Raw genomic sequence first — 20,453 nt, 5'->3', positions numbered from 1 at the left:
AAATCAGGACTAAAGTCCTTACTACAAACAATAAATTACTTTTCCAAGAAAATTAAATCTTCTGGTTGCACAGTTAACTGAATCTTCTGTCCTTCAACTTTGACAACGTAATGGAAGCCGGTGACATGACCCTCTGGTAGAATAATTACGCGATCGCCCAAAGATTTTAAATATTTAGAAAATCCATCTAATTCTGCACTACCATCATTGATGCCGAGATAGCCAAGGAGACGGCGAAATAGTTTAGGCAAGATGACTACATCATCAGTGATGGTTTTTAAGTCTTCTAAAACAAAACCTTCATTAGTCTTGTCTAATTCCCATACACCTTTTTTCTCTTTCCGCGCCTTCTCGGCGGCAATGGTCAACTCTTTGCGGATATCAGGATATAACTTGGAATAAAAGGTGGGGTATGCTAACCCTTTATTCAACATGTGGTAGTTAGCACTTTTTTTAATCAGGGATTTATCTATAAAAATCTCACTACCATCCGCTACATCCGATTTACCTTTGAAGGCAAAAGCTACACTCCTACCATACACATCAGCAAAGCTGGTGAGAATATAGCCAGGAACTTCTTCTGGTTCCGCCGCCGTTACAACTTCTCTGTCGTTGCGCGTAATCTTTTTAAAGCCTAAAAATTTCAGTAATTCGTTAGCCGCACCATCTGCTAATTCTAAAGGTTGGTGTTGTGTACCTAAACCGCCTTTGGCTTGGAAATGTGTTTCTAGAGAATCAATACTATCTAAGCGCAGTTGTGCGCCGCCAGTACGGTTTGGTTGAACTCGTTCATCCCACAGTTCAGGGTTGTTGGGATAGAAGCGAATGGAATCGCCATCAGGTGCAGCTTTAAGGATTCTAAAGTTGCCCTGGATGAGTTTCATTGTCATATAGTCAAAAGAAAAGATAAGATTAACAACTAGAAAAATACGGATCTTCTAGAAATATCACCTGAGTTATTAGGGATTTCGTAAATTTACTCTAGAATTTTCATATTTAAGTGAGACATAACAAAGATGGAAGAGAATATATTGATTCCTGAAGTCCATCAGGCTTTTTTAAAGCAGGTTTTAGGAAAATTAAGCCAGGATGAACGTTTATTAGGTGTGGCGATCGCTGGTTCTTATTTAAGCCAAGAAATGGATGAGTATTCTGATTTAGATTTAATAGTTGTTGTCGATGATATTCATTATCAGTAGATATTACAGGAACGCCAAATTTTGGTCAGTAGCGTTGGTTCATCTATTAGCAGCTTTTGCTGGCGAACCGAGATTATTAATTTGTCTGTGTGACTATTTATAGAGACTTACAACTTGTGTTCTTACTTATGAGATGTCGCATGATTTTCATAACATTGTGACAACGATGTCACAATCGCTTGTTATTGTAAATATTAAGTGAACATTCAGTTTGCTCCTCACACCATACCATCTCCCTCTGACTGTTCAGCAGCAGAGGGATTTTTGTTATTGGGTGTGATATCGATTCAAAAAATATTTCCAACACATCGATTATCTGTAGGGACGGAAGACCTTGTGTCCTTACCCAAATATCTTCTAAGTACTTGCTAACGTAGAAGTATGTAGGTAGCAACTTTTGTATAACCCTATCTACTGAAAACTAATAAAAAGAAGAATACCCTTGTGAGTGTAATTGTGTATATAGTATTAATTAAGAAAATAAATATTTGTAAAAAATTTTACAATTTAAAATATCTATCATAATCTTAAGTTTCAATTATTGATCACAGAATCACTGACACTTTGATGAATATTCCCCAACTACGTTTGTTGAAGCAAAACGATGAAGAAGCATTGGTGATGGTCGCGCAAAATACACCAGTAATGGAAGCGATCGCGCAGATGTATCAAATTCAATGTAGTTGTATATTAGTTGTGAATCAGCACAATTTAGTAGGTATTATTACACAAACAGATGTGATGAGAGCGATCGCCCAGCAAAGACAGTTGGCAGAAATTTCTGTTGGGGAACTGATGAGTCAACCTGTCATTACTATCAAGGAGTCAGAACTTGAGAATTTAACTCATATCTTAGAGCGCTTTGGGCAAAATAATATTAGTCACTTACCCGTAGTTGGTAGTAGGGGAATCTTAGGTGTGGTGACATTAGAACAGGCTAAAAACGCACAATTAGAACAAGAAAAAGCCCAAAAAGAGCAACTATCCCATCTACTATCCCAAAAAGATGCTCAGTATCATGCCTCGCAAGCAAAGTTAAATGATGTTATTAATAACGCTATTGGTACTGCTATTGTCAGTTTTCGAGTGTATCCTAATTACGATTGGGAATATGAATACCACTCTATCGGCTGTGAAACCATTTTTGGATATACATCACAGGAATTATTTAATGATAAGCAATTATGGATGTCTAGAGTACATCCACAAGATAGAGAGACGGTAATCATACCTAGTTATGCAGATATCTTTGCCGGAAAACCTTTTAATTTGGAGTATCGGTTTTATCACAAAGATGGCTCTTTGCGTTGGCTTGGTTCTACTTACACTTCTCGCTACGATGCGCAAGCAGACTGCTGGGTTGTCATAGCTACTAACATTGATATTAGTGAACTCAAGCAAGCAGAAGCAGCTTTGCGACAAAGTGAACAACGGTGGCAATTAGCGATCGCAGGCACAGATGAAGCGATTTGGGATTGGGATATAACCACTAACCACACCTACCGTTCAGAGCGTTGGTTTGAGATGTTAGGATATGAACGCCACCAACTGAGTAGCTTTAATGATGAATGGAGGATTCGTCTTCATCCTGATGATTATAACCACGTAATAGCCACTAAAGAAGCTTATTTAAAACAAGAAATAGCGTCATATCATGTTGAATATCGTCTGCAATGCAGAGATGGCTACTACAGGTGGTTTCGTTCACGGGCTAAAGCTGTATGGGATGAACAAGGAAATCCCATCCGCTTAGTTGGTTCATTGGCAGATATTACCCAACGCAAAGAAGCAGAAACAGCTTTAGTGCGATCGGAAGCTCAATATCGCTTGCTGTTTGAAAATAATCCCAATCCCATGTGGATTTTTGACCCCGAAACTTTGCGTTTTTTGGCTGTAAATCAGGCAGCAATTCATAAATATGGCTACAGTGAAGCAGAATTTCTCTCAATGACACTTTGTGATATTCGCCCCCATGAAGAAATTCCTGCTTTGTTCAGTTCCATGTCTGATATCAATAGCTCTACTACTATCTTCACCTGTGAAGCTAAACACTGTCTACGGGATGGGACGGTCATAGATATAGAAATTAATTCTCATCTCATTACTTGGTTAGGAAAGCCGGCAAAATTTGTCTTAGCTAAAGATATTACACAACAAAAAGCTGCACAGTGCGAACTCCAACAAATTGAGGCGCAACTGCGCGAAAGCAAACATTTTATTGAGCAAGTTATTAGTCACTCTCCGCAACTTTTATATATTTTTGACCCCATAACAGGTAGTAATGTTTATCTCAATCGCCAGTCTGAGGATATTTTAGGTTATCCTCCAGAAGAAATTCAGCAACGAGGCGCTCAGTTTTTCTTGGATGTTCTGCATCCTGATGACTTACCTTTATTACAACGGAACTTCAACCATTGGGAAAATGCAGCTGATGGCGAAGTGTTAACAACTGAGTGCCGAATGAAACATAAAGATGGTACTTGGCGCTGGTTAAGGTCACGGGAGGTAGTATTTGCTAGGAATGAGAATAATCGCCCTAATAAAGTTCTCGGTACAACTCAAGATATTACTGATAGCAAACTGGCTGAGTTAGAAATTATTCACAGTCGAGATTTACTACAAGCTATTTATAATGAATCTGCCGATGCTTTGTTTCTAGTAAGTCCGCAAACGCTACTGATTATAGATTGTAATCAACACGCAGTAGAAATGTTTGCCGCCTCCAGTAAAGCAGAATTGATTGGTATTGAGGGTCAAACTCTACAAAAACAAAGGTTTACCTCTGATGAAATCAATAGCATTATCGAAGAACTTAATTATCAAGGTTTTTGGAGTCGAGAAGTTGAATATATCACCAAGCGAGGTGATTCTTTTTGGGGAAACCTAGCTGTTAAGCAGATTTACGTTGCTGGGGAAAAAATTAATTTAGTACGTGTCACCGATATTAGCCAACGTAAACTGGCAGAATTTGCCTTGCATGAGCGAAAAACTATGTTGCGGAGTATAGGAGATAACCTACCTAATGGGGCAGTATATCAGGTAGTCCGCGAATTAGATGGGAGCGATCGCTTTACTTACCTAAGTGCAGGAATTGAAAGATTGATGGAAATTAGAGCTGAAGATGCCCTAAGAGATTCAAGTTTACTCTACCGCCAGTTTATCCCCGAAGATTCGCTACGCTTAGAACAAGCTGTTAATGAGTCTCGTTTAAATTTATCTGTATTCGATATACAGTTACGAGTACAAACCCCCAAAGGTTATTTGAGATGGCTGCATTTTCGTTCTACTCCCCGCCTATTACCAGATAACCGTGTAGCTTGGGATGGGTTAGTTGTTGATATTACCGACATTAAACTTACCGAAGAAATATTACGCCAGAGTGAAGCACTATTAGCCGAGTCCCAGCACGTAGCTCGTCTGGGTAACTGGGATTATGATTTAGCCACCGGAAAAATTACTTGGTCTAAGGGTTTGTTTGAACTGTTTCAACGAGATCCAGCATTAGGCACACCAAACTACGAAGAAAATTTGCTACTTCACCACCCTGAAGATAGAGCCAAATTACACCAAGCAGTAGAACTTACCATTTCCACAGGGCAATCTTACAAATTGGTTCTACGTGCATTTAAAGCTGATGGGACGATAATTTATATCGAAGCGATCGGCAATGCACAATTGAATTGCCAAGGAAAAGTAATTCGTCTTTACGGAACTGCTCAGGACATCACTGAAAGGCAATCTGCTCTCATTGAACGCGAACAAGCACAATCTGCCCTACAAGAAAGTGAAAGACGATTTAGAGGCATTTTTAACAACACATTCCAGTTTACAGGATTGCTGACAGTTGAAGGTATTTTGCTAGAAGCCAACCAGACTGCGCTGACTTTTGCGGGAATACAATCCCAAGATGTGATCAACCGCCCATTTTGGGAAACTCATTGGTGGCAGATTTCACCCCAAACTCAAGAAAAATTAAAACAAGCAATTACTTTAGCTGCTCAAGGAGAGTTTATCCGTTATGAAGTAGATGTTTTAGGAGCGAATAATCAAATAGCAACTATTGATTTTTCCTTACGCCCACTGCATGATGAGACAGGACAAGTGGTTTTGTTAATTCCCGAAGGTCGTGATATCAGTGAACGCCAACGAGCCGAGCAAGAACTTCAGGAAAAAGAGCAGTTTTTACGCAGTATATATGATGGTGTTGCTAATTCAATTTTTGTTGTAGATGTTGTAGATAGTAATTTTCATTACATGGGTTTAAACCCGGCGCATGAAAAAATCACAGGGTTGCTTTCTCATCAATTACAAGGTAAAACTCCAGAGCAAGTTCTTCCGCCTATTTTAGCGGCAACTGTACGGCAAAACTATCAAGCTTGCATAGATGTAGGAAAAACTATTACTTATGAAGAATGTTTAACTTTTCAAGATCAAGATACTTGGTGGATAACTAACCTCACTCCCATAAGAGATGAAAACTCACGTATTTACCGCATTATCGGTAGTAGTATTAACATCACCGAGCAGAAACGCGCCCAACAGATGTTAGAGTTACAGGCTGTGATTACTCGCAATATGGCAGAGGGGTTATCCTTAATTCGCTTCAATGATGGTGTAATTGTCTATACTAATCCCAAATTTGACAAGATATTTGGTTATGATGCCGGCGAATTAATTGGTCAGCATATCTCGATCATCAACTATGAAGATGAGAACACCAACGCTACAGAAGTTTATGAGGCGATCGCGGCGGCTGTTAAGCAATATGGTGAGGCTACCTATGAAGTCCAAAATATCAAAAAAGATGGCACTCCCTTTTGGTGTCGAGCAACAACATCTGTGTTTAAACATCCTGAATATGGAACTGTCTTAGTTGCTGTTCAACAAGATATTACAGAGCAAAGACAAACAGAAGAACAAATCAAAGCTTCCCTCAAAGAAAAAGAAGTATTACTCAAAGAAATTCACCATCGGGTAAAGAATAATTTAGGTATTGTCAGCAGTTTACTACAAATGCAGAGCCGACGGACTCAAGACCATCAAGCAAGTGCCATCCTGCGCGATAGCCAAAACCGCATTGCTTCGATTGCGCTAGTACATGAAAAACTCTACCGCTCTGATGATTTAGCTAACATAGATTTCGCTCAATATATTCCCGATTTAACAATTCACCTGTTTGACTCGTATAATGTTAGTTCAAACTGTATTCGCCTGAATATTCAAGTTGATGATGTCAGTTTGGATATCGAAACAGCAATTCCTTGCGGCTTGATTATCAATGAATTAGTTTCTAATGCTTTGAAATATGCCTTTAGCGATAATCGCGGCGGCGAAATTCAAGTCAAGTTATACCAAGAAAATGACCAAACATTAACACTGATTGTTGAAGATAATGGTATTGGCTTACCTGCGGAATTTGATAGTAAAAAGGCAAAAACACTGGGTTTAACTCTGGTTCAAGGTCTAGTCAAGCAACTAAGAGGTCAGTTAGAAATCCAAAGCCAAGCAGGAACTAAATTTAAAATTTCTTTTACGCCAAGCCGGGTTTAACCATGACCAGTACATATTCACAAACACATAAACTTCAGACAGTCAGAGTGCTGATTGTGGAAGACGAGTATATCTTAGCAATTAACCTCCAAGAAAGTCTAGAATCATTAGGATATACGGTTGTAGACATAGCTGATTCGGCAGAGTTAGCCATAGAGAAATCGACAGAACTACTACCAAACCTCATCTTGATGGATATTAGACTCCGGGGTGACAAGGATGGTATTCAAGCAGCAGAGCAAATTTGGCATAATCTACAAATTCCCATCATCTACGTTACCGGACATTCCGATCAAAGCACGGTTGAAAGGGCAACTCTCACTTTCCCCTTTGGCTACATTCTCAAACCCGTTAAAGAACAAGAACTCTATGTTGCCATTCAAACCGCTCTTAACCGCTATGAACGCGAACAATTTCTAAGTTCCGTACTACGGGGTATGGGGGATGGGGTAATTGTCGTTGATACCGAGTTACGTGTCAAATACATGAATCAAGTAGCCGAAGCGCTCACAGGTTGGCAATTTGATGATGCAAAAAACCAAAATTTAACTGATGTCGTCCAGCTAATTGACGAACAAACACTAGGCTCTATCCAAAATCCGATGATTTCGGCTATTCAGAGACAAACAACTATTTATTTAGGCGATCGCATTTTACTAGTTACTAAAGATGGAACAATGATTCCTGTGGCTGATAGTGCTACACCCCTACGCAACAACAATGGTGAAATCACTGGCGCAGTCATGGTTTTTCGGGATGACACTCAACGACGACTCCTAGAAGAACGCAATCTTGCAGCTGAACGCAATCGCCAGTTAGAGATTCAAATGGCAGAAATGGAACGCTTTAACCAGTTGAAAGAAGATTTTTTAACGGCTACCTCTCATGAAATGAGAACACCGTTATCAAATATTAAAATGGCAATTTCTATGCTAGAAAACGTCATGAATCAACAAGGTATTTTGTCTTCATCTGTTAATACTGCTTCTGCATCTGTATCGCGCTATCTAAATATAATGCGTCAGGAGTGCGAACGAGAGTTAAATTTAGTAGATGATTTGCTGAATATGCGAATCATAGACACAGAAATTTATCCTTTAGAATTAACTGATATTTATCTTCAGTCTTGGCTACCTGAAATTATTAACAGTTTTCAAGAAATTGCTCAATCTCAAAAACAAGTTTTAGAAGTTAGTATAGCTAATGATTTACCAGCTTTAGTTTCTGATGCTAATATCTTGGCGAGGATTGTCTCAGAACTCCTCCTTAATGCTTGTAGATATACTCCCTCTAATGAGCGAATTACTATTACAGTTCATTTCTACCAAAACTCAAAATCTTTAAGACCTCAAGAGGCACAGTCTAATTTATCTTCTGTCTCTTCATCTTCTTATTTCCAAATTAAAGTTAACAACTCTGGGGTAGAAATTCCTTTAGCAGAACAAGCCAAAATTTTTGAGCCTTTCTACAAGATTACTCCCAAAAAAATAATAGACAAATTGTCTGTATTTGAGCAAAATGATCAAATATCACGGATTGATTACCCACAAAGCAGTCGTACAGGTATAGGGTTGACTCTAGTGAAAAAACTCGTGCAGTATATTCAAGGCACAATAGAGGTTACAAGTAATCAAAATTTGACCACATTCACAATTCAATTACCATTAAGTTTATCGGTAGATAAATGAGTGTGAGTCTTTAAAGAAGTTTAAAAATATCAGAATTTGAGAAAACACCAATTGAAGATAACATGAGCAATAGTAGATAGAAGATTGTTATGCAACAGCAAGGTGCAATTATTTGGTTAACAGGTTTAAGTGGCGCTGGTAAAACCACTATTGCTCAAGGTTTAGCCAAAGAACTACTCAAGCGAAATTACCTCATAGAAGTTTTAGATGGGGATATCGTTCGCACTCATCTTTCTCAAGGACTGGGCTTTAGCAAACAAGACCGAGATATCAATGTGCGTCGTATTGGCTTTGTTGCTAACTTACTCAGTCGCAATGGCATAATTGCGATCGTTGCTGCTATCAGTCCTTATTGCCAAGTTCGAGAAGAACTCAAACAGACTACTACCAACTTTATCGAAGTTTACGTTCAGGCTTCACTTGCAGTTTGTGAATCCCGTGATGTTAAAGGGCTTTACGCCAAAGCTAGGACAGGACAAATTGCAAATTTTACTGGCATCTCTGACCCCTACGAAGAACCTATTAATCCAGAGATTATCTGTCAAACTGAGCAATCTACTATTGAACAATGTGTTAGCCAAGTGCTGCAATTTTTAGAAGCTCAAGGTTTGATTATTCCTCATTCTGCTGCCTATAGTTTTGTAAATAAAAATACGTAAAGATATAAAGACAGCAAAATTATTTTTCCAATTGGTATAATATTAAATCAAGTGATACCAAGTTGCAATCAAAGATAGTAACTTGGGCTGGGAGTAGGGAGTGGGGAGTAGGAATACTATTTCTGAACGCAACTTAGTATGAATTAAAAACTCATAATTTACGAAGCCGTATTTAATCAGAAAGACCATAGCTGTTACTAAATAAATTAGGATATGGATTATTTAAAAGGCATTCAATATAAGGGTTTTAAGCTTAGTACTATTCCATTTTATATATTTCTCTATCTTTAGGAGGAATTAAATTTAAGCAAATAAATACTAAATAACTAGTAGCCCGATTGCCCAACCGGGCTTTAGCTCCATACACCCCCCCTGTTTTACCTGGCAAGGGGGGATTTATTTCGTTAGTCATTAGTCATTAGTCATTAGTCATTAGTCATTAGTCCATAGTCCATAGTTATTACTTTTTCTTCCTTGCTCCCTGCTCTCTACTTACTGTTACATTTTCTTCTCAGGTGGAGCAGCATGAGGTAGCGTGGATATCTCTTCATCGGGGGTGATCAGAGGTATACCTAAGTGTTTTCTGGCTGCTTCTTCTGCTAATTTATGGTCTTGTTCACTGTTAAACTGACTTTCGTCTAATAGATGTTTTTCCCTTACAGCCGCATCTCGGCTGGGTGGTGTTCCATTCTTCCATTTATATCTAAAATCCATAATTTAAAAGCAGTCTTGTCTGCATTTATACTTCTAAGGTTTTAATAATAGGTATTTACTGAAAATAATTCCTCTATCATAAGTAGCCCTTTGAAAAAGGTAGGAGGTACGGGAGATGAGGGAGCGAGAATAATTATTACTGCCTTTTGACTATGGATTATGGACTATGGACTAATGAAAAAACCTCCCGTGATGGGAGGTGAAATAATGAGCGGAGACAAATTTACCTACACCAGCACAACAGCGATCGCACCACCTATAGCGGCGAAGATGGCTGATACTATGGCTGTGGCGAACAACCACCAAGCGGCTGAAGCTGCGGCTTTGCGGGTTTCTTCCGCTTGCCGTTGGGCTTGATGTTTGACTTCTTCTAGGCGGCGTTGCGCTTCGAGTTGTAGGCGTTCGGCGCGTTGTAAGACGGTGTTACGCGCCCGTTCAATTTGGTCAACAACCCGGTTGGCATCTTCTTCGGAGATGTCCTCACGGGAACTGATGATGGCGACTAAGGTTTCGCGGTTGAATGAAGATAGGCGATCGCGCAAAGCGTCAAATCCTGCCTGTGGATCATCAAACAAGGTACGCACATCGCGCTTAATACTATCATAGTTGAGTTCGGGACGTTCCAAACTATTGAGGTAGTTACGAATCCGGGCAAAAATCCCATCAATTACGTCTTGAATCCGGCGTTGGATGCTGCGTACTTGTTCGACAAATTGATCCCGCACGGAAACTATATTGTCGGCAATTCTGGCAGCTTCCTCATCGCTGAGGTCTTCCCGAATCTTCAACAGGGCGATAATTGTGGAACGGTCAAAATGAGCTAGGCGATCGCTCAAGCTGTCTACACCGACTCGTGGATCATGCAGCAATAGTTGCAAGTCCCGCTTGATTCCTTCTGGATTGAGTTCTTCCTTGCCAGTTTGCCGTAAGTATTCTTCCAAATAAGTTTGGAAGTTCTGTACCCGTTGCTGAGTACGGGTAGCTAAACGACGGGGGGCGCGGACAATATTGCGGATAGAACCCTGTACAGAGTCAATTACTTGATTGACTTGTTCTTCGCTCAAGTCTTGGCGTTGACTAAGCAACTGTACAAGTGTATCGCGGTCTACTTGCGACAAGCGACGACGCAAAGCCACTGCACCTTCTCTGGGGTTTTCAAACAGTCTAGTTAAGTCCCGTTGAATCCCTTCGGGGTTGAGTTCTTCTTTGCCAGTTTTACGCAGATACTCGGAAATGGTTGTGGATACAGAGTCGTATTGTTCTTTGGCTTTGTCGGCTACTATTTGGGGTGTGTGGCGGACATTGTGCCAAGACTCTTCTACAGTATTGATAATTTGATGTACTTGGTCTTCGCTGATATCTTGGCGTTGACTGAGCAACTGTACAAGTGTATCGCGGTCAAAGCGAGACAAGCGAGCGCGAATTGCAGAGATTCCAGCTTGGGGATCAGACAATACGGTCTTCAAGTCGGCGCGGATGGCATCAGGATTTAATTCACCTTTGCCAGTGTTACGCAGATATGACTCGACATTTAACCACAGGGTTTCTGCTTGATATTTGGCTTGGTCTGCGAGGTTTTTGGATTCTAACAAGACGCGATCGCGCTGTCTTTCCAACTCATCGATAATTCTGTCCGGTTCTCCTGGCTGCATATCATTGCGTTCTAGCAATATTTGCTGCAAGGGATAACGGTCAACTATTACCAGCCGCCGTGACAGGGTTTCATAATCTGCATCTTTGTCTTCTAAGATGGGTTTGAAATCTCTCTCAATACCTTCGGAAGTCAAATCTGCTTTGTTTGTAACCAGTAGATAACTTTCGATCCGCCGTTGTAAATCTTGGGTAACTTCTCTTTCTTCTTCGGCGGTAACTATCACTAACACCGATTGACGTACAGCTTCTAGTCTGTCAGCAATATGCTGAATTTGGGATTGAGTCAGTAGTCCCCGTTGTTGGAGAAGATTGACAAAATCATTGCGAGAAAGTCTTTCTAATTCCCGGCGTACTGTACCAGGGTCGGCGGCTGGGTCATGGATAACATCGCGGAACTCTTCGGCAATTCTTTGTTCACTCAACTGCCAAGCATAGGTGTTAGACAGATAGTTTTCTACATCCGCCCGAATGGGACTGTAGGGTTGTGAAGGAACGGGTAAACCTAATTTATCTGCTTGTTCTGTAGCTTTGTCTTTAGCTGTGGTCAGTGCTTGCCAGATTTTCTCTACATCTATATCAGACAAGTCTGTTCTACCCAAAGCAATTCCGGTTAAGGCGGAGATACCTTGTTGGATGCTGCTTTGAATTGGCCCTACGGGTGCAGATTTTTGGGCATCATCCTTAGTAGAACGGGTTTCGGCAATTAACCTATCTAACTTGGCACTGAGTTCGTCAGTTTTCGCTTGTCCTGGTGGTAGTGATTTGAGGTAATCAACCAACTCAGACAAACGGTCTTGGGTGGGTTCGTGTTGAGATACGGTTTGTTGCCAAACTTTGTATAGGGTGTCAGCAATTCGCTTCGTATCTTTTTTAGAAAGGTCGGTACGACTGCTAACTAGGTCGATGAACTTTTGGCGATCAATATTGCGTAAGTCTGGACTCCCGGCGATCGCTTTTAGTTGGGGGTCATTTAACAACCTTTCAAATTCACTGCGAATATTAGATATGTCTAACTCTGGTGGACGCAGTTTTTCAATATAATCTTCTATGTTTTCGCGGATACTGATAGGGTCAATAGCACTGCCCAACTCGCGACGGACGGCTGCGGCTGCGGCTTCAGCTGTGGCTACTACTTGCTGATTTACAGCTTTTGCACCCAAAGCGGCTGTAGCTGTTCCCATAATTGCCTGAAAGCCAGAGGTAGCAGTATTAACTACTGAACCAACGAGGGAACCAACGGTAGTGGAACTAACCCACACCAGCAACAAGAAGTATGCACCCCAAATTACTAGACCAAGAATTGCACCCAATCTGGGGTCTAAAATTACTAGGCTAAGTTTTACAGCCAAAAAAGAGGCAACTAATAAGGCAATGGTGACAGTAATTAATGTCCACAAACCTACAGCCGTACCTATCTTACGAATTGTACCGCCAAAACTATCTGACTCCCCTGAATTGGGATCTGAGTCAGATGAACGCCCCAGGTAAGAAATACCTGCGGCGACGGAGAGGTTGGTTAATACTAGCTGGAAGGCAAAAGCCAAAATTACCCCAGATAGTAAAGCCACAAAAAAGCGCGGCCCAGAAGTAAGCACCGAAGCCTGCGCTGGTGTTACATTTGTCGTAGTATCCACTGGAATCTGTGCCGCCCACCATAGGGGCGATAAGAGTTCCAATGAAATTTCCGTACTTTGAAACATTGTATTTCCTTCTTCTAAACAATATAAATTTGCATGGTTTTAGAATTTAGTCAGCAAAATCTCTAATTTCTGTATCTATCGCAATACCCAAATCTTCTTGTTTACAGAATCTAAGAAATTAGTACATCAAAGCATCTCTCCAAAGTTTGAAACCTATATCCTGCGGTAGATAGAATTTATATTATTTAGGCTAGTAATTATTCACCAATTTTTCTATAAAATAGCGTGAAAATGCTTGCTAGTTAAGGTTATGTCCGCTTTATTTTTAATTACTTAATTTTCAGCTAATTTCTTTCTTAAAATTAGCTATTTATTAAAGTGAAAAATTCAAGGCTTTACATTTATTTACAAATACTACTTTTATCACCCCCTCAAGGGGTATTTGACAGTATAAAAGTATGTTTAACTATCGTCCTTGAGAAGTGGCTATAGTTTGTGTCCATTGACAGAAAGCAGCTTGTTAATGAATAGCTAAAGTTAAGTTAAGTAACAAATGCTGCGGAACAAAAAAATGCAAACTCGCTCCTCCACCGACCTACCAACAGTTGCTACAGAATATAACGGCTTAGATCGTAATGCTTTTGAGTTTGGTTGGACTCCCCAAGCCGAACTTTGGAATGGCCGTTTCGCCATGATTGGTTTTTTAGCTTATTTATTGTGGGATTTAGCAGGTTATAGCGTTTTGCGCGATGTTTTAAGCCTGATTGGTTATTAGAAAATTAAATATTTACTAAAAAAACAATTTATTTAGGAGACAAAACAATGGCTACTCAAGAAACTCGTCCAGCTACCGATTTACCACCAGTTGCTACAGCATATAACGGCGTAGATCGTAACGCTTTCATTTTCGGTTGGAACCCCCAAGCTGAATTGTGGAATGGTCGCTTGGCTGCGATCGGCTTTTTAGCTTACTTGCTGTGGGATTTAGCAGGCTATAGCGTTCTGCGTGATGTACTCCACTTCATCGGTTACTAAATCATTAGTCCATAGTCATCAGTCATGAGTTGACTAACAACTTGCAAAATTTGAGGATAAAAACAATGGCTAATCAAGAAACTCGTCCATCTACCGATTTACCAACAGTTGCTACAGCATACAACGGCGTAGACCGTAATGCCTTTCTATTTGGTTGGACACCCCAAGCGGAATTGTGGAATGGTCGCTTGGCTGCGATCGGATTCTTAGCTTACTTGCTGTGGGATTTGGCAGGCTATAGCGTCCTACGTGATGTATTGCACCTCATCGGTTACTAATACCAAGTTGCAGTCAAAGATAGTAACTTGGGCTGGGAGTGGGGAGTAGGGAATAGGGAGTAGGAATATTATGTCTGAACGCAACTTAGTATAAATTGTCATTAGTCGATTGACGACTGACAGAAATCGCAAAATTTAAGGAGACAAAACAATGGCTAACACTGAAACTCGTCCATCTACTGATTTACCAACAGTTGCTAAAGCATACAACGGTGTAGACCGTAACGCTTTCATCTTTGGTTGGACACCCCAAGCGGAATTGTGGAATGGTCGCTTGGCTGCGATCGGCTTTTTAGCTTACTTGCTGTGGGATTTAGCAGGTTACAGCGTCCTGCGTGACGTATTACGCATCATCGGTTACTAAGCTTAAATAACGTTTCTTGGCAACGATAGTTAATCTTTGCCAAGAAGCCTACAATAAGAACTTGCAAATACCCGACTTCTTTGTGAAGTCGGGTATTTGTATGATGTGTATACACTGTAAACGCTTTAAAGAGTTGCTGCATAAACTTTGAGGAAAGTTAAGATGAAACTTACATTTCAAACACTCCACAAGGATCATGCGTTGGCAATTCTTAACTGGCGCTATACTCCCCCATACGATTTTTATAACTTTAACGCTGATACCGTCCTTGAAGATTTGCGCTATCTGCTTGACCCAAAAAATGCTTTTTACGTAATTTTAAACTCACTAGGAGAACTCGAAGGCTATTGTTCTTTCGGAGCGGATGGTCAAGTGCCTGGTGGCGACTATAGGGTTGAAGCATTGGACTTAGGTATGGGGATACGACCAGACTTAACAGGACTTAGACATGGCAAGTACTATGCCCAAGGTGTGATCAAGTATGGGGCTGATCGATATGAAGCGCAATTATTTCGGGTGACGATAGCGCAGTTCAATAAACGAGCGCAACGTGTGTGGCAGAAGTTAGGATTTGAGCAGGTAGAAGAGTTTAGCAAAATTAGTAGTAGGGAAAAGTTTGTGATTATGACTCGCGCAGTCTAAACGGTCAGTACCAGAAAGTTGGCTAAGTATTTCATTTTATTTGCGATCGCAGTGGTTATCCAGATGAACCAAATACTTAAGTTAATCCAGAATTATCAGTAGAAATTCAATAAATTAGGTACTTTATATCAAAAACCGAATTAACACATATAAAGCAGAAGTCACCAGTTGTAATATTGTTACTGGAACGCCATAGTGAAGGAAAGTTTTAAAAGAAATACGCCGTCCGTGCTGTTCCGAAATACCAGCAGCCACGATGTTAGAAGATGCGCCTACAAGTGTGCCATTACCTCCCAACGTTGCACCAAACATCATTGCATAAAACAAAGGTAAAACCTCCGGTGGAAACTGTCCTGAAAAATCTCGCGCTAAAACTTCTGTTGGTGCTAACCCTACTGTCACAACATATTGTTTGAGTAAGGGAACCATTGCCACAACTAGGGGAATATTGGGAACAACACTGGATAATATACCAACCAGAAATAATAAAACCAAGGAACCCAAGATAATATTTTTACCTAAAATTGCAGCTAATACTCCCGATAAACTGTTAATTATACCTGTTTTTTCTAAGCCACCAATCAGCACAAAAATACTCATGAAAAATATCAATGTACTCCAGTCTACATCTCGTAAAATATTATTAACTGTGTCCAGCTTACTCTGATGAGCTAATAGTAAAGCTAAAGCTGCCCCTAATAAAGCCACCGCAGCCGGGGAAATTGGTATAGGTAGAGATTCACCAATGACAAAAAACAGTAGTACAAAGGCAACAATTACTGCACCTAAACTTAATACTCGTGGATGATTAATTTGTGGATGTGGTAGTTCTGCCAAATTTTCTAATTTGGTATGCCAAATTTTCCGAAATAAAAATGGTAGGGTTGCAGTCACGGTGACAACAGCGATAACACCGCCTAAGCTTAATCTTCCTAAATAATCTATAAAGCTAATATTAACAGCATCACCCACAATAAATGTAGCTGGATCACCAACTAATGTGAGCAATCCAGCACTATTAGCTATTAAAACCATCAATATAAGTAAGGGAACAAAATTTATGCCTATTTCCTGAGCCATTGGTGGAATTAGAGGTGCTAATAACATTACTGTTGTGGCATTGGGTAAGACTGCACAAATCGGAGTCACGATACCAACAATACCCAACAGGAGGCGTTTACCATCACCTTTTGCCAGTATTACTATTTGTGTTGCTAAATAATCAAATATTTTTGTGGGTTCAAATGCTCTCACCAAGACCATTACCCCAAAGAATAAACCTAATGTGCCATGACTATTACCAATGTAAGCAACAGCTTCTTGTAAAGTCATGACGTTGGTAAAGACTAATATTAATGCTCCTAACAATGCAGCAATAGTTAAATGCACCCATTCGGTCATAATTAGGAAAATAACGCTGATAAATACTATGACACTTAGGAGTGCTTGCCAGTTTTCCACACTATGCTCCTTGGAGTTTATTTGGTTGCATAATAGCGAAAAAAGCCACTGAAGTACAGGTGGCTTTTCTGTGTATGTTATTTTATTCTGATTTTCCTTCTATTAGAAACAGTGAATTAACCGACGATAAAGAGGAAAAAGTCGATGTTGGCTGATAAGTTTATATTTCAATGCTGAGTAGATGCTATGAATAATTTCTCAACTATTGAGAGGAAATTATTCATCCATCGATTCGGGAATACCTAAGACAGCACAAGGAAAATCAGAACCTAAATTTTGAATTAAGGGATGATAGGCAGATTTACAACCTATAAATAATATGTCAGCAGCTTCTAACTCTGCCACTTTTCTTAATTCTGTACTCACACAACCAAAGCGTAAATGAGATTTAAACGAACCTTGCCATTCTTCGGCTAAACTTCTAGCTTGCCAAAGAACTCTATCTGCTTCTTGCAAAGGTGTGATTGTGTCTGTTTGCAAATATGACTTGATGTCTGTCAATTGTGGTTGAGTTATCACAGATGTCACAGACTTTGTTTGTTCACTTATAGACAATTCTTTTGTTGGTGTACGTTTACCAAAGCTCAAGATATTACTATAGTCAACTGGACAACTTTCTTCTAATACATAAACAGCTTGCACTGTGACTTGTTGATTAGTCGCTAATCTGGTTTGGTGGGCAATCCAAAAGGCGATATCTAGTGCAGCATGACTATTAGGAGAAGCGTCATAACCGACAATTAAGTTGATTGATGACGTTACTTGAGTTTCTTGAGGTTCTGGTAATAATACCATTTTGTCAATTAGATCATTGCGACCCATAGCACTTTGTAGGCGTGCTAGCATTGGCTTAATTTTCACAGCTTTAACTTCTCCTAAACTCAACGAACTAATAAATGAGAAGTAGGGTAAAACGGAATTTATATCCGCAAGGAAACCCCAATAACAACTGGTATTAAAGCCAAAGTTTTGGGGGTTCCTTCCATTGCCTACGGAGTTAGCTGACGGGCTAAGACTGGAAGGTGTCTCTCTTTTGAGCGCTGAGTTAACTGTTAATTGCTTTTACTGTTGACTCTAGGTTGGCGACTCGTTTGTAAGATGCGCCCCTTAAGATGGTTCCTCCGTTCCAAATTATTTCAGGCTTAATTTGAATTAGGCTACCCACTAAAGAAATAATAAACTAAATTATTCTTCTTGTGTAAAATATTTGTCGAGGAAATTTAAGGCGTGATTTCGCAGTTCAAAATATTCTTTGGAGTTTCGCATAGCAGCCCTATCTCTGGGATGAGGAAAGGGTACTTCTAATATTTCGCCAATGTTTGCGGCTGGGCCATTTGTCATTAAGACGATGCGATCGCTCATATAAATTGCCTCATCAACATCGTGGGTAATCATCATTACGGCTTGCCGATTATTTTCCCAAATATCTAATACTTGTCTTTGTAATTTGCCTCTTGTTAGTGCATCTAAAGCACCAAAAGGTTCATCCATAAGTAACATTTTGGGACGAATTGCTAAAGCTCTAGCAATGCCTACTCGTTGTTTCATACCTCCAGAGATTTCATCAGGATATTTATCTGCTGCCGGGGTTAAGTTTACCATTGCCAAGTGTTCGTTCACAATGCTAATTTTTTCAGACCTATTAGCATTTTTTAACACTTCATCTACCGCTAGGCGGATGTTCTCTCTGACTGTTAACCAAGGTAACAAAGAATAATTCTGAAACACCATCATTCTTTCTGCCCCTGGCTTGTTAATTTCTTTACCATCAAGCCTAACTGAACCAGATGTGGATTTTTCTAACCCGGCAACTATTTTTAATAGCGTTGATTTACCACAACCAGAATGCCCAATTACGGAAATAAATTCATTTTCACCTATAGTTAAATTAACCCCATCTAAAACTACAAAGTTACCTTTATCTGGTGTGGGATAAGACTTAACTAAATTTTCTATTTCTAAAAAATTAGGGTTAGACTTAGCTTTTTCATGGCTATCTACTACTGATGGTGTATATTTCATCTCAAAAGCTCCTAAAAATAGTAACTATATATGTGTAAAATCCCAATCAATCTAAGACATGAAAAAACGAGTGGGAGCGTTAGCCCTAATTGCAAAACTATTTAAGTAACCAACGGGATCGCTGGGATCAAAACCTTTTTTATCTATAAATACTTCTGGTGGTTCGACCTTGTAATCATCCTTGGGACATTCAATCCCCATTTCGGCAGCTATCTCTCGATATAAATCTGTTCTCCAGCCTTTTTCGGCTAATTTATCAGCATTTTTGGGAAATTCTTTGATTTGTCCCCAACGGGCGGCTTGAGTCATTAACCACAGACTACGCGATCGCCATAAAAATGTCGAGTGTTCGTTTGGTTGTTTGGGTAAATTGTCAGGGATATCGTAAAATATTGTGGTGTCGTCAGCTTTGATAGTGCGGTCTTTACCATCAAAACCACCGTAGTTATAGTTACCAAGAATAGCTGGCCCTGTAAACTTCGTGATTGGCGCACCCTGTTTTTTCGGTCTTGCACCTGTAAAGGAACGGTCTGTAATTAATTCGGCTACTTCCTGGCGATTTTCTGGCTTGCTGCAATACTGACAAGCTTCTATCATCGCCTTAACTAAGGAACGGTAGGTTTTGGGATAATTGACGATGAAGGATTCCAAAACACCCAACAGTCTGTCGGGGTGTCCTAACCAAACTTCCTTACCTTGCGCGAAGGTGAAGCCGATACCCTCATTACCTGTAATGGCTCTGGTGTTCCAAGGTTCTGCTACCATGTATGCTTGCATTGCACCTATGCGTACATTTGTTACCATCTGCGGTGGTGGGACGATAATAATGCGAAATTCTTTTAAGGGATCAACACCAGCCGCCGCCGATATATAACGGACGAAGTATTCGTATATTGCGGAACTTAAAACTACCGCCCAGACTTTGTTTTCTGCTGACTGCTTATCAAAGTAGCCGCGAAAGTCTTTACCAAAGGCTTCTAACGCCCCTTCGCCATATTGCTGCTGATATTCATACCAAGGACGCAAGCCAAAATCCCACATGGCTTTGTTCATTGTCATAGCGTTCCCGTGACGATGTATTGTCATGGCGGCGCACAAAGGGGCGTGACGCGCACCTTCTGCACCAATACGTGCGTTGGTAACAGCACCGGATACCACAGGGGAAGCATCAAGACGACCAAATATTATGCCGTCGCGGGAGGTAGCCCAACTAGCTTCGCGGTTGAGTTTGACGTTTAAACCATACTTTTTAAAAAAACCTTTTTTCCAGGCGATCGCAAATGGCGCACAATCATTTACAGGCACGTATCCCACAACTATATCGGGTTTTTCTAAGTCGCTGGATTTCACTACAGGTTTCACCGCCAAAGCTTCCTCTGTCAAACCTTTGGCGGATCTATCCCCTGAGATGGCACAGGATGATAAACTAACTCCGGCTGTGGTGGCTCCTATGCCTTTGATAAAGTCTCGTCGAGTCCAGTGATGATTATTCATGTTGTGGCTAATTCGTAATTTCAAATTGTTCGTAGTAAGGACTTTAGTCCTTAA

The 20,453-nt window shown here is 40.2% G+C and carries 17 protein-coding genes and 1 riboswitch; of the genes, 9 read left to right on the top strand and 8 right to left on the bottom strand.

What is annotated here, in order from left to right; translation table 11 throughout:
- Window positions 1-35: 35 nt before the first annotated feature.
- The gene (locus NSMS1_RS24585) at window positions 36-884 is read right to left on the bottom strand and encodes a thermonuclease family protein (RefSeq protein ID WP_224087310.1); all 849 of its coding nucleotides are present in this window, start codon (window positions 882-884) and stop codon (window positions 36-38) included.
- Window positions 885-1,016: 132 nt separating this feature from the next.
- Here NSMS1_RS24585 and NSMS1_RS24580 point away from each other — a divergent pair, with 132 nt between their 5' ends.
- The 4 genes from NSMS1_RS24580 to cysC all read left to right on the top strand — a co-directional run bounded on the left by NSMS1_RS24580 (window position 1,017) and on the right by cysC (window position 9,096).
- Complete coding sequence (locus NSMS1_RS24580; RefSeq protein WP_224087309.1) at window positions 1,017-1,199, top strand: nucleotidyltransferase domain-containing protein; 183 nt, start codon at window positions 1,017-1,019, stop codon at window positions 1,197-1,199.
- Window positions 1,200-1,766: 567 nt separating this feature from the next.
- Window positions 1,767-6,749 carry a PAS domain S-box protein gene (locus tag NSMS1_RS24575; RefSeq protein WP_224087308.1) on the top strand — a complete coding sequence of 1,661 codons (4,983 nt, stop codon included), beginning with the start codon at window positions 1,767-1,769 and terminating at the stop codon, window positions 6,747-6,749.
- A gap of 2 nt (window positions 6,750-6,751) precedes the next feature.
- Window positions 6,752-8,437, top strand: a complete 1,686-nt coding sequence (locus NSMS1_RS24570; protein WP_224087307.1) for a response regulator — start codon at window positions 6,752-6,754, stop codon at window positions 8,435-8,437.
- Between the two features lie 89 nt (window positions 8,438-8,526).
- The gene (gene cysC, locus NSMS1_RS24565; RefSeq protein WP_224087306.1) at window positions 8,527-9,096 is read left to right on the top strand and encodes an adenylyl-sulfate kinase; all 570 of its coding nucleotides are present in this window, start codon (window positions 8,527-8,529) and stop codon (window positions 9,094-9,096) included.
- A 259-nt stretch (window positions 9,097-9,355) separates the two neighbouring features.
- Here the strand turns inward: cysC and NSMS1_RS24560 are convergent, their stop codons facing one another.
- The 3 genes from NSMS1_RS24560 to NSMS1_RS24550 all read right to left on the bottom strand — a co-directional run bounded on the left by NSMS1_RS24560 (window position 9,356) and on the right by NSMS1_RS24550 (window position 13,163).
- Complete coding sequence (locus NSMS1_RS24560; protein WP_224087305.1) at window positions 9,356-9,508, bottom strand: hypothetical protein; 153 nt, start codon at window positions 9,506-9,508, stop codon at window positions 9,356-9,358.
- An 86-nt stretch (window positions 9,509-9,594) separates the two neighbouring features.
- On the bottom strand, window positions 9,595-9,810 hold the full coding sequence (locus tag NSMS1_RS24555; RefSeq protein WP_224087304.1) for a bromodomain-containing protein: 216 nt from the start codon (window positions 9,808-9,810) through the stop codon (window positions 9,595-9,597).
- Between the two features lie 227 nt (window positions 9,811-10,037).
- The gene (locus tag NSMS1_RS24550; RefSeq protein WP_224087303.1) at window positions 10,038-13,163 is read right to left on the bottom strand and encodes an MFS transporter; all 3,126 of its coding nucleotides are present in this window, start codon (window positions 13,161-13,163) and stop codon (window positions 10,038-10,040) included.
- A gap of 511 nt (window positions 13,164-13,674) precedes the next feature.
- On the opposite strand from NSMS1_RS24550, the gene NSMS1_RS24545 reads away from it, so the two are divergent.
- From NSMS1_RS24545 to NSMS1_RS24525, 5 genes are all read left to right on the top strand, one after another.
- Window positions 13,675-13,878, top strand: a complete 204-nt coding sequence (locus NSMS1_RS24545; protein WP_224087302.1) for a chlorophyll a/b-binding protein — start codon at window positions 13,675-13,677, stop codon at window positions 13,876-13,878.
- 47 nt (window positions 13,879-13,925) lie between these two features.
- Complete coding sequence (locus tag NSMS1_RS24540) at window positions 13,926-14,138, top strand: high light inducible protein (RefSeq protein ID WP_224087301.1); 213 nt, start codon at window positions 13,926-13,928, stop codon at window positions 14,136-14,138.
- Between the two features lie 65 nt (window positions 14,139-14,203).
- Window positions 14,204-14,416 (top strand): high light inducible protein, encoded by a 213-nt coding sequence (locus tag NSMS1_RS24535; protein ID WP_224087300.1) that lies wholly within the window; start codon window positions 14,204-14,206, stop codon window positions 14,414-14,416.
- Between the two features lie 151 nt (window positions 14,417-14,567).
- Window positions 14,568-14,780: a high light inducible protein gene (locus NSMS1_RS24530; RefSeq protein ID WP_224087299.1), complete on the top strand. Its 213-nt coding sequence runs from the start codon at window positions 14,568-14,570 to the stop codon at window positions 14,778-14,780.
- Between the two features lie 162 nt (window positions 14,781-14,942).
- Window positions 14,943-15,422 (top strand): GNAT family N-acetyltransferase, encoded by a 480-nt coding sequence (locus NSMS1_RS24525; RefSeq protein ID WP_224087298.1) that lies wholly within the window; start codon window positions 14,943-14,945, stop codon window positions 15,420-15,422.
- Window positions 15,423-15,545: 123 nt separating this feature from the next.
- Here NSMS1_RS24525 and NSMS1_RS24520 read toward each other — a convergent pair whose 3' ends face one another.
- The 4 genes from NSMS1_RS24520 to NSMS1_RS24505 form a co-directional block, all read right to left on the bottom strand.
- Window positions 15,546-16,883 (bottom strand): SLC13 family permease, encoded by a 1,338-nt coding sequence (locus tag NSMS1_RS24520; protein WP_224087297.1) that lies wholly within the window; start codon window positions 16,881-16,883, stop codon window positions 15,546-15,548.
- 216 nt (window positions 16,884-17,099) lie between these two features.
- Window positions 17,100-17,729: a universal stress protein gene (locus NSMS1_RS24515; protein ID WP_224095342.1), complete on the bottom strand. Its 630-nt coding sequence runs from the start codon at window positions 17,727-17,729 to the stop codon at window positions 17,100-17,102.
- 128 nt (window positions 17,730-17,857) lie between these two features.
- Window positions 17,858-18,052, bottom strand: a riboswitch (cyclic di-AMP (ydaO/yuaA leader).
- A gap of 16 nt (window positions 18,053-18,068) precedes the next feature.
- Complete coding sequence (locus tag NSMS1_RS24510) at window positions 18,069-18,905, bottom strand: ABC transporter ATP-binding protein (RefSeq protein WP_224087296.1); 837 nt, start codon at window positions 18,903-18,905, stop codon at window positions 18,069-18,071.
- A 51-nt stretch (window positions 18,906-18,956) separates the two neighbouring features.
- A complete protein-coding gene (locus NSMS1_RS24505; protein ID WP_224095341.1) occupies window positions 18,957-20,399 on the bottom strand; it encodes an ABC transporter substrate-binding protein in 1,443 nt (480 codons plus the stop codon).
- Window positions 20,400-20,453 lie beyond the last annotated feature (54 nt).

The sequence above is a fragment of the Nostoc sp. MS1 genome, assembly GCF_019976755.1.
Lineage (GTDB): Bacteria > Cyanobacteriota > Cyanobacteriia > Cyanobacteriales > Nostocaceae > Trichormus.
The sequence above is the reverse complement of the archived record's forward strand: the minus strand, read 5'-3'. Positions and strand labels throughout refer to the sequence as shown.

Bases quoted from the DNA above. Each gene is read 5' to 3' on its own strand.
- NSMS1_RS24585 (WP_224087310.1), bottom strand. From the start codon at position 884: ATGAAACTCATCCAGGGCAACTTTAGAATCCTTAAAGCTGCACCTGAT.
- NSMS1_RS24580 (WP_224087309.1), top strand. From the start codon at position 1,017: ATGGAAGAGAATATATTGATTCCTGAAGTCCATCAGGCTTTTTTAAAG.
- NSMS1_RS24575 (WP_224087308.1), top strand. From the start codon at position 1,767: ATGAATATTCCCCAACTACGTTTGTTGAAGCAAAACGATGAAGAAGCA.
- NSMS1_RS24570 (WP_224087307.1), top strand. From the start codon at position 6,752: ATGACCAGTACATATTCACAAACACATAAACTTCAGACAGTCAGAGTG.
- cysC (WP_224087306.1), top strand. From the start codon at position 8,527: ATGCAACAGCAAGGTGCAATTATTTGGTTAACAGGTTTAAGTGGCGCT.
- NSMS1_RS24560 (WP_224087305.1), bottom strand. From the start codon at position 9,508: ATGACTAACGAAATAAATCCCCCCTTGCCAGGTAAAACAGGGGGGGTG.
- NSMS1_RS24555 (WP_224087304.1), bottom strand. From the start codon at position 9,810: ATGGATTTTAGATATAAATGGAAGAATGGAACACCACCCAGCCGAGAT.
- NSMS1_RS24550 (WP_224087303.1), bottom strand. From the start codon at position 13,163: ATGTTTCAAAGTACGGAAATTTCATTGGAACTCTTATCGCCCCTATGG.
- NSMS1_RS24545 (WP_224087302.1), top strand. From the start codon at position 13,675: ATGCAAACTCGCTCCTCCACCGACCTACCAACAGTTGCTACAGAATAT.
- NSMS1_RS24540 (WP_224087301.1), top strand. From the start codon at position 13,926: ATGGCTACTCAAGAAACTCGTCCAGCTACCGATTTACCACCAGTTGCT.
- NSMS1_RS24535 (WP_224087300.1), top strand. From the start codon at position 14,204: ATGGCTAATCAAGAAACTCGTCCATCTACCGATTTACCAACAGTTGCT.
- NSMS1_RS24530 (WP_224087299.1), top strand. From the start codon at position 14,568: ATGGCTAACACTGAAACTCGTCCATCTACTGATTTACCAACAGTTGCT.
- NSMS1_RS24525 (WP_224087298.1), top strand. From the start codon at position 14,943: ATGAAACTTACATTTCAAACACTCCACAAGGATCATGCGTTGGCAATT.
- NSMS1_RS24515 (WP_224095342.1), bottom strand. From the start codon at position 17,729: ATGCTAGCACGCCTACAAAGTGCTATGGGTCGCAATGATCTAATTGAC.
- NSMS1_RS24510 (WP_224087296.1), bottom strand. From the start codon at position 18,905: ATGAAATATACACCATCAGTAGTAGATAGCCATGAAAAAGCTAAGTCT.
- NSMS1_RS24505 (WP_224095341.1), bottom strand. From the start codon at position 20,399: ATGAATAATCATCACTGGACTCGACGAGACTTTATCAAAGGCATAGGA.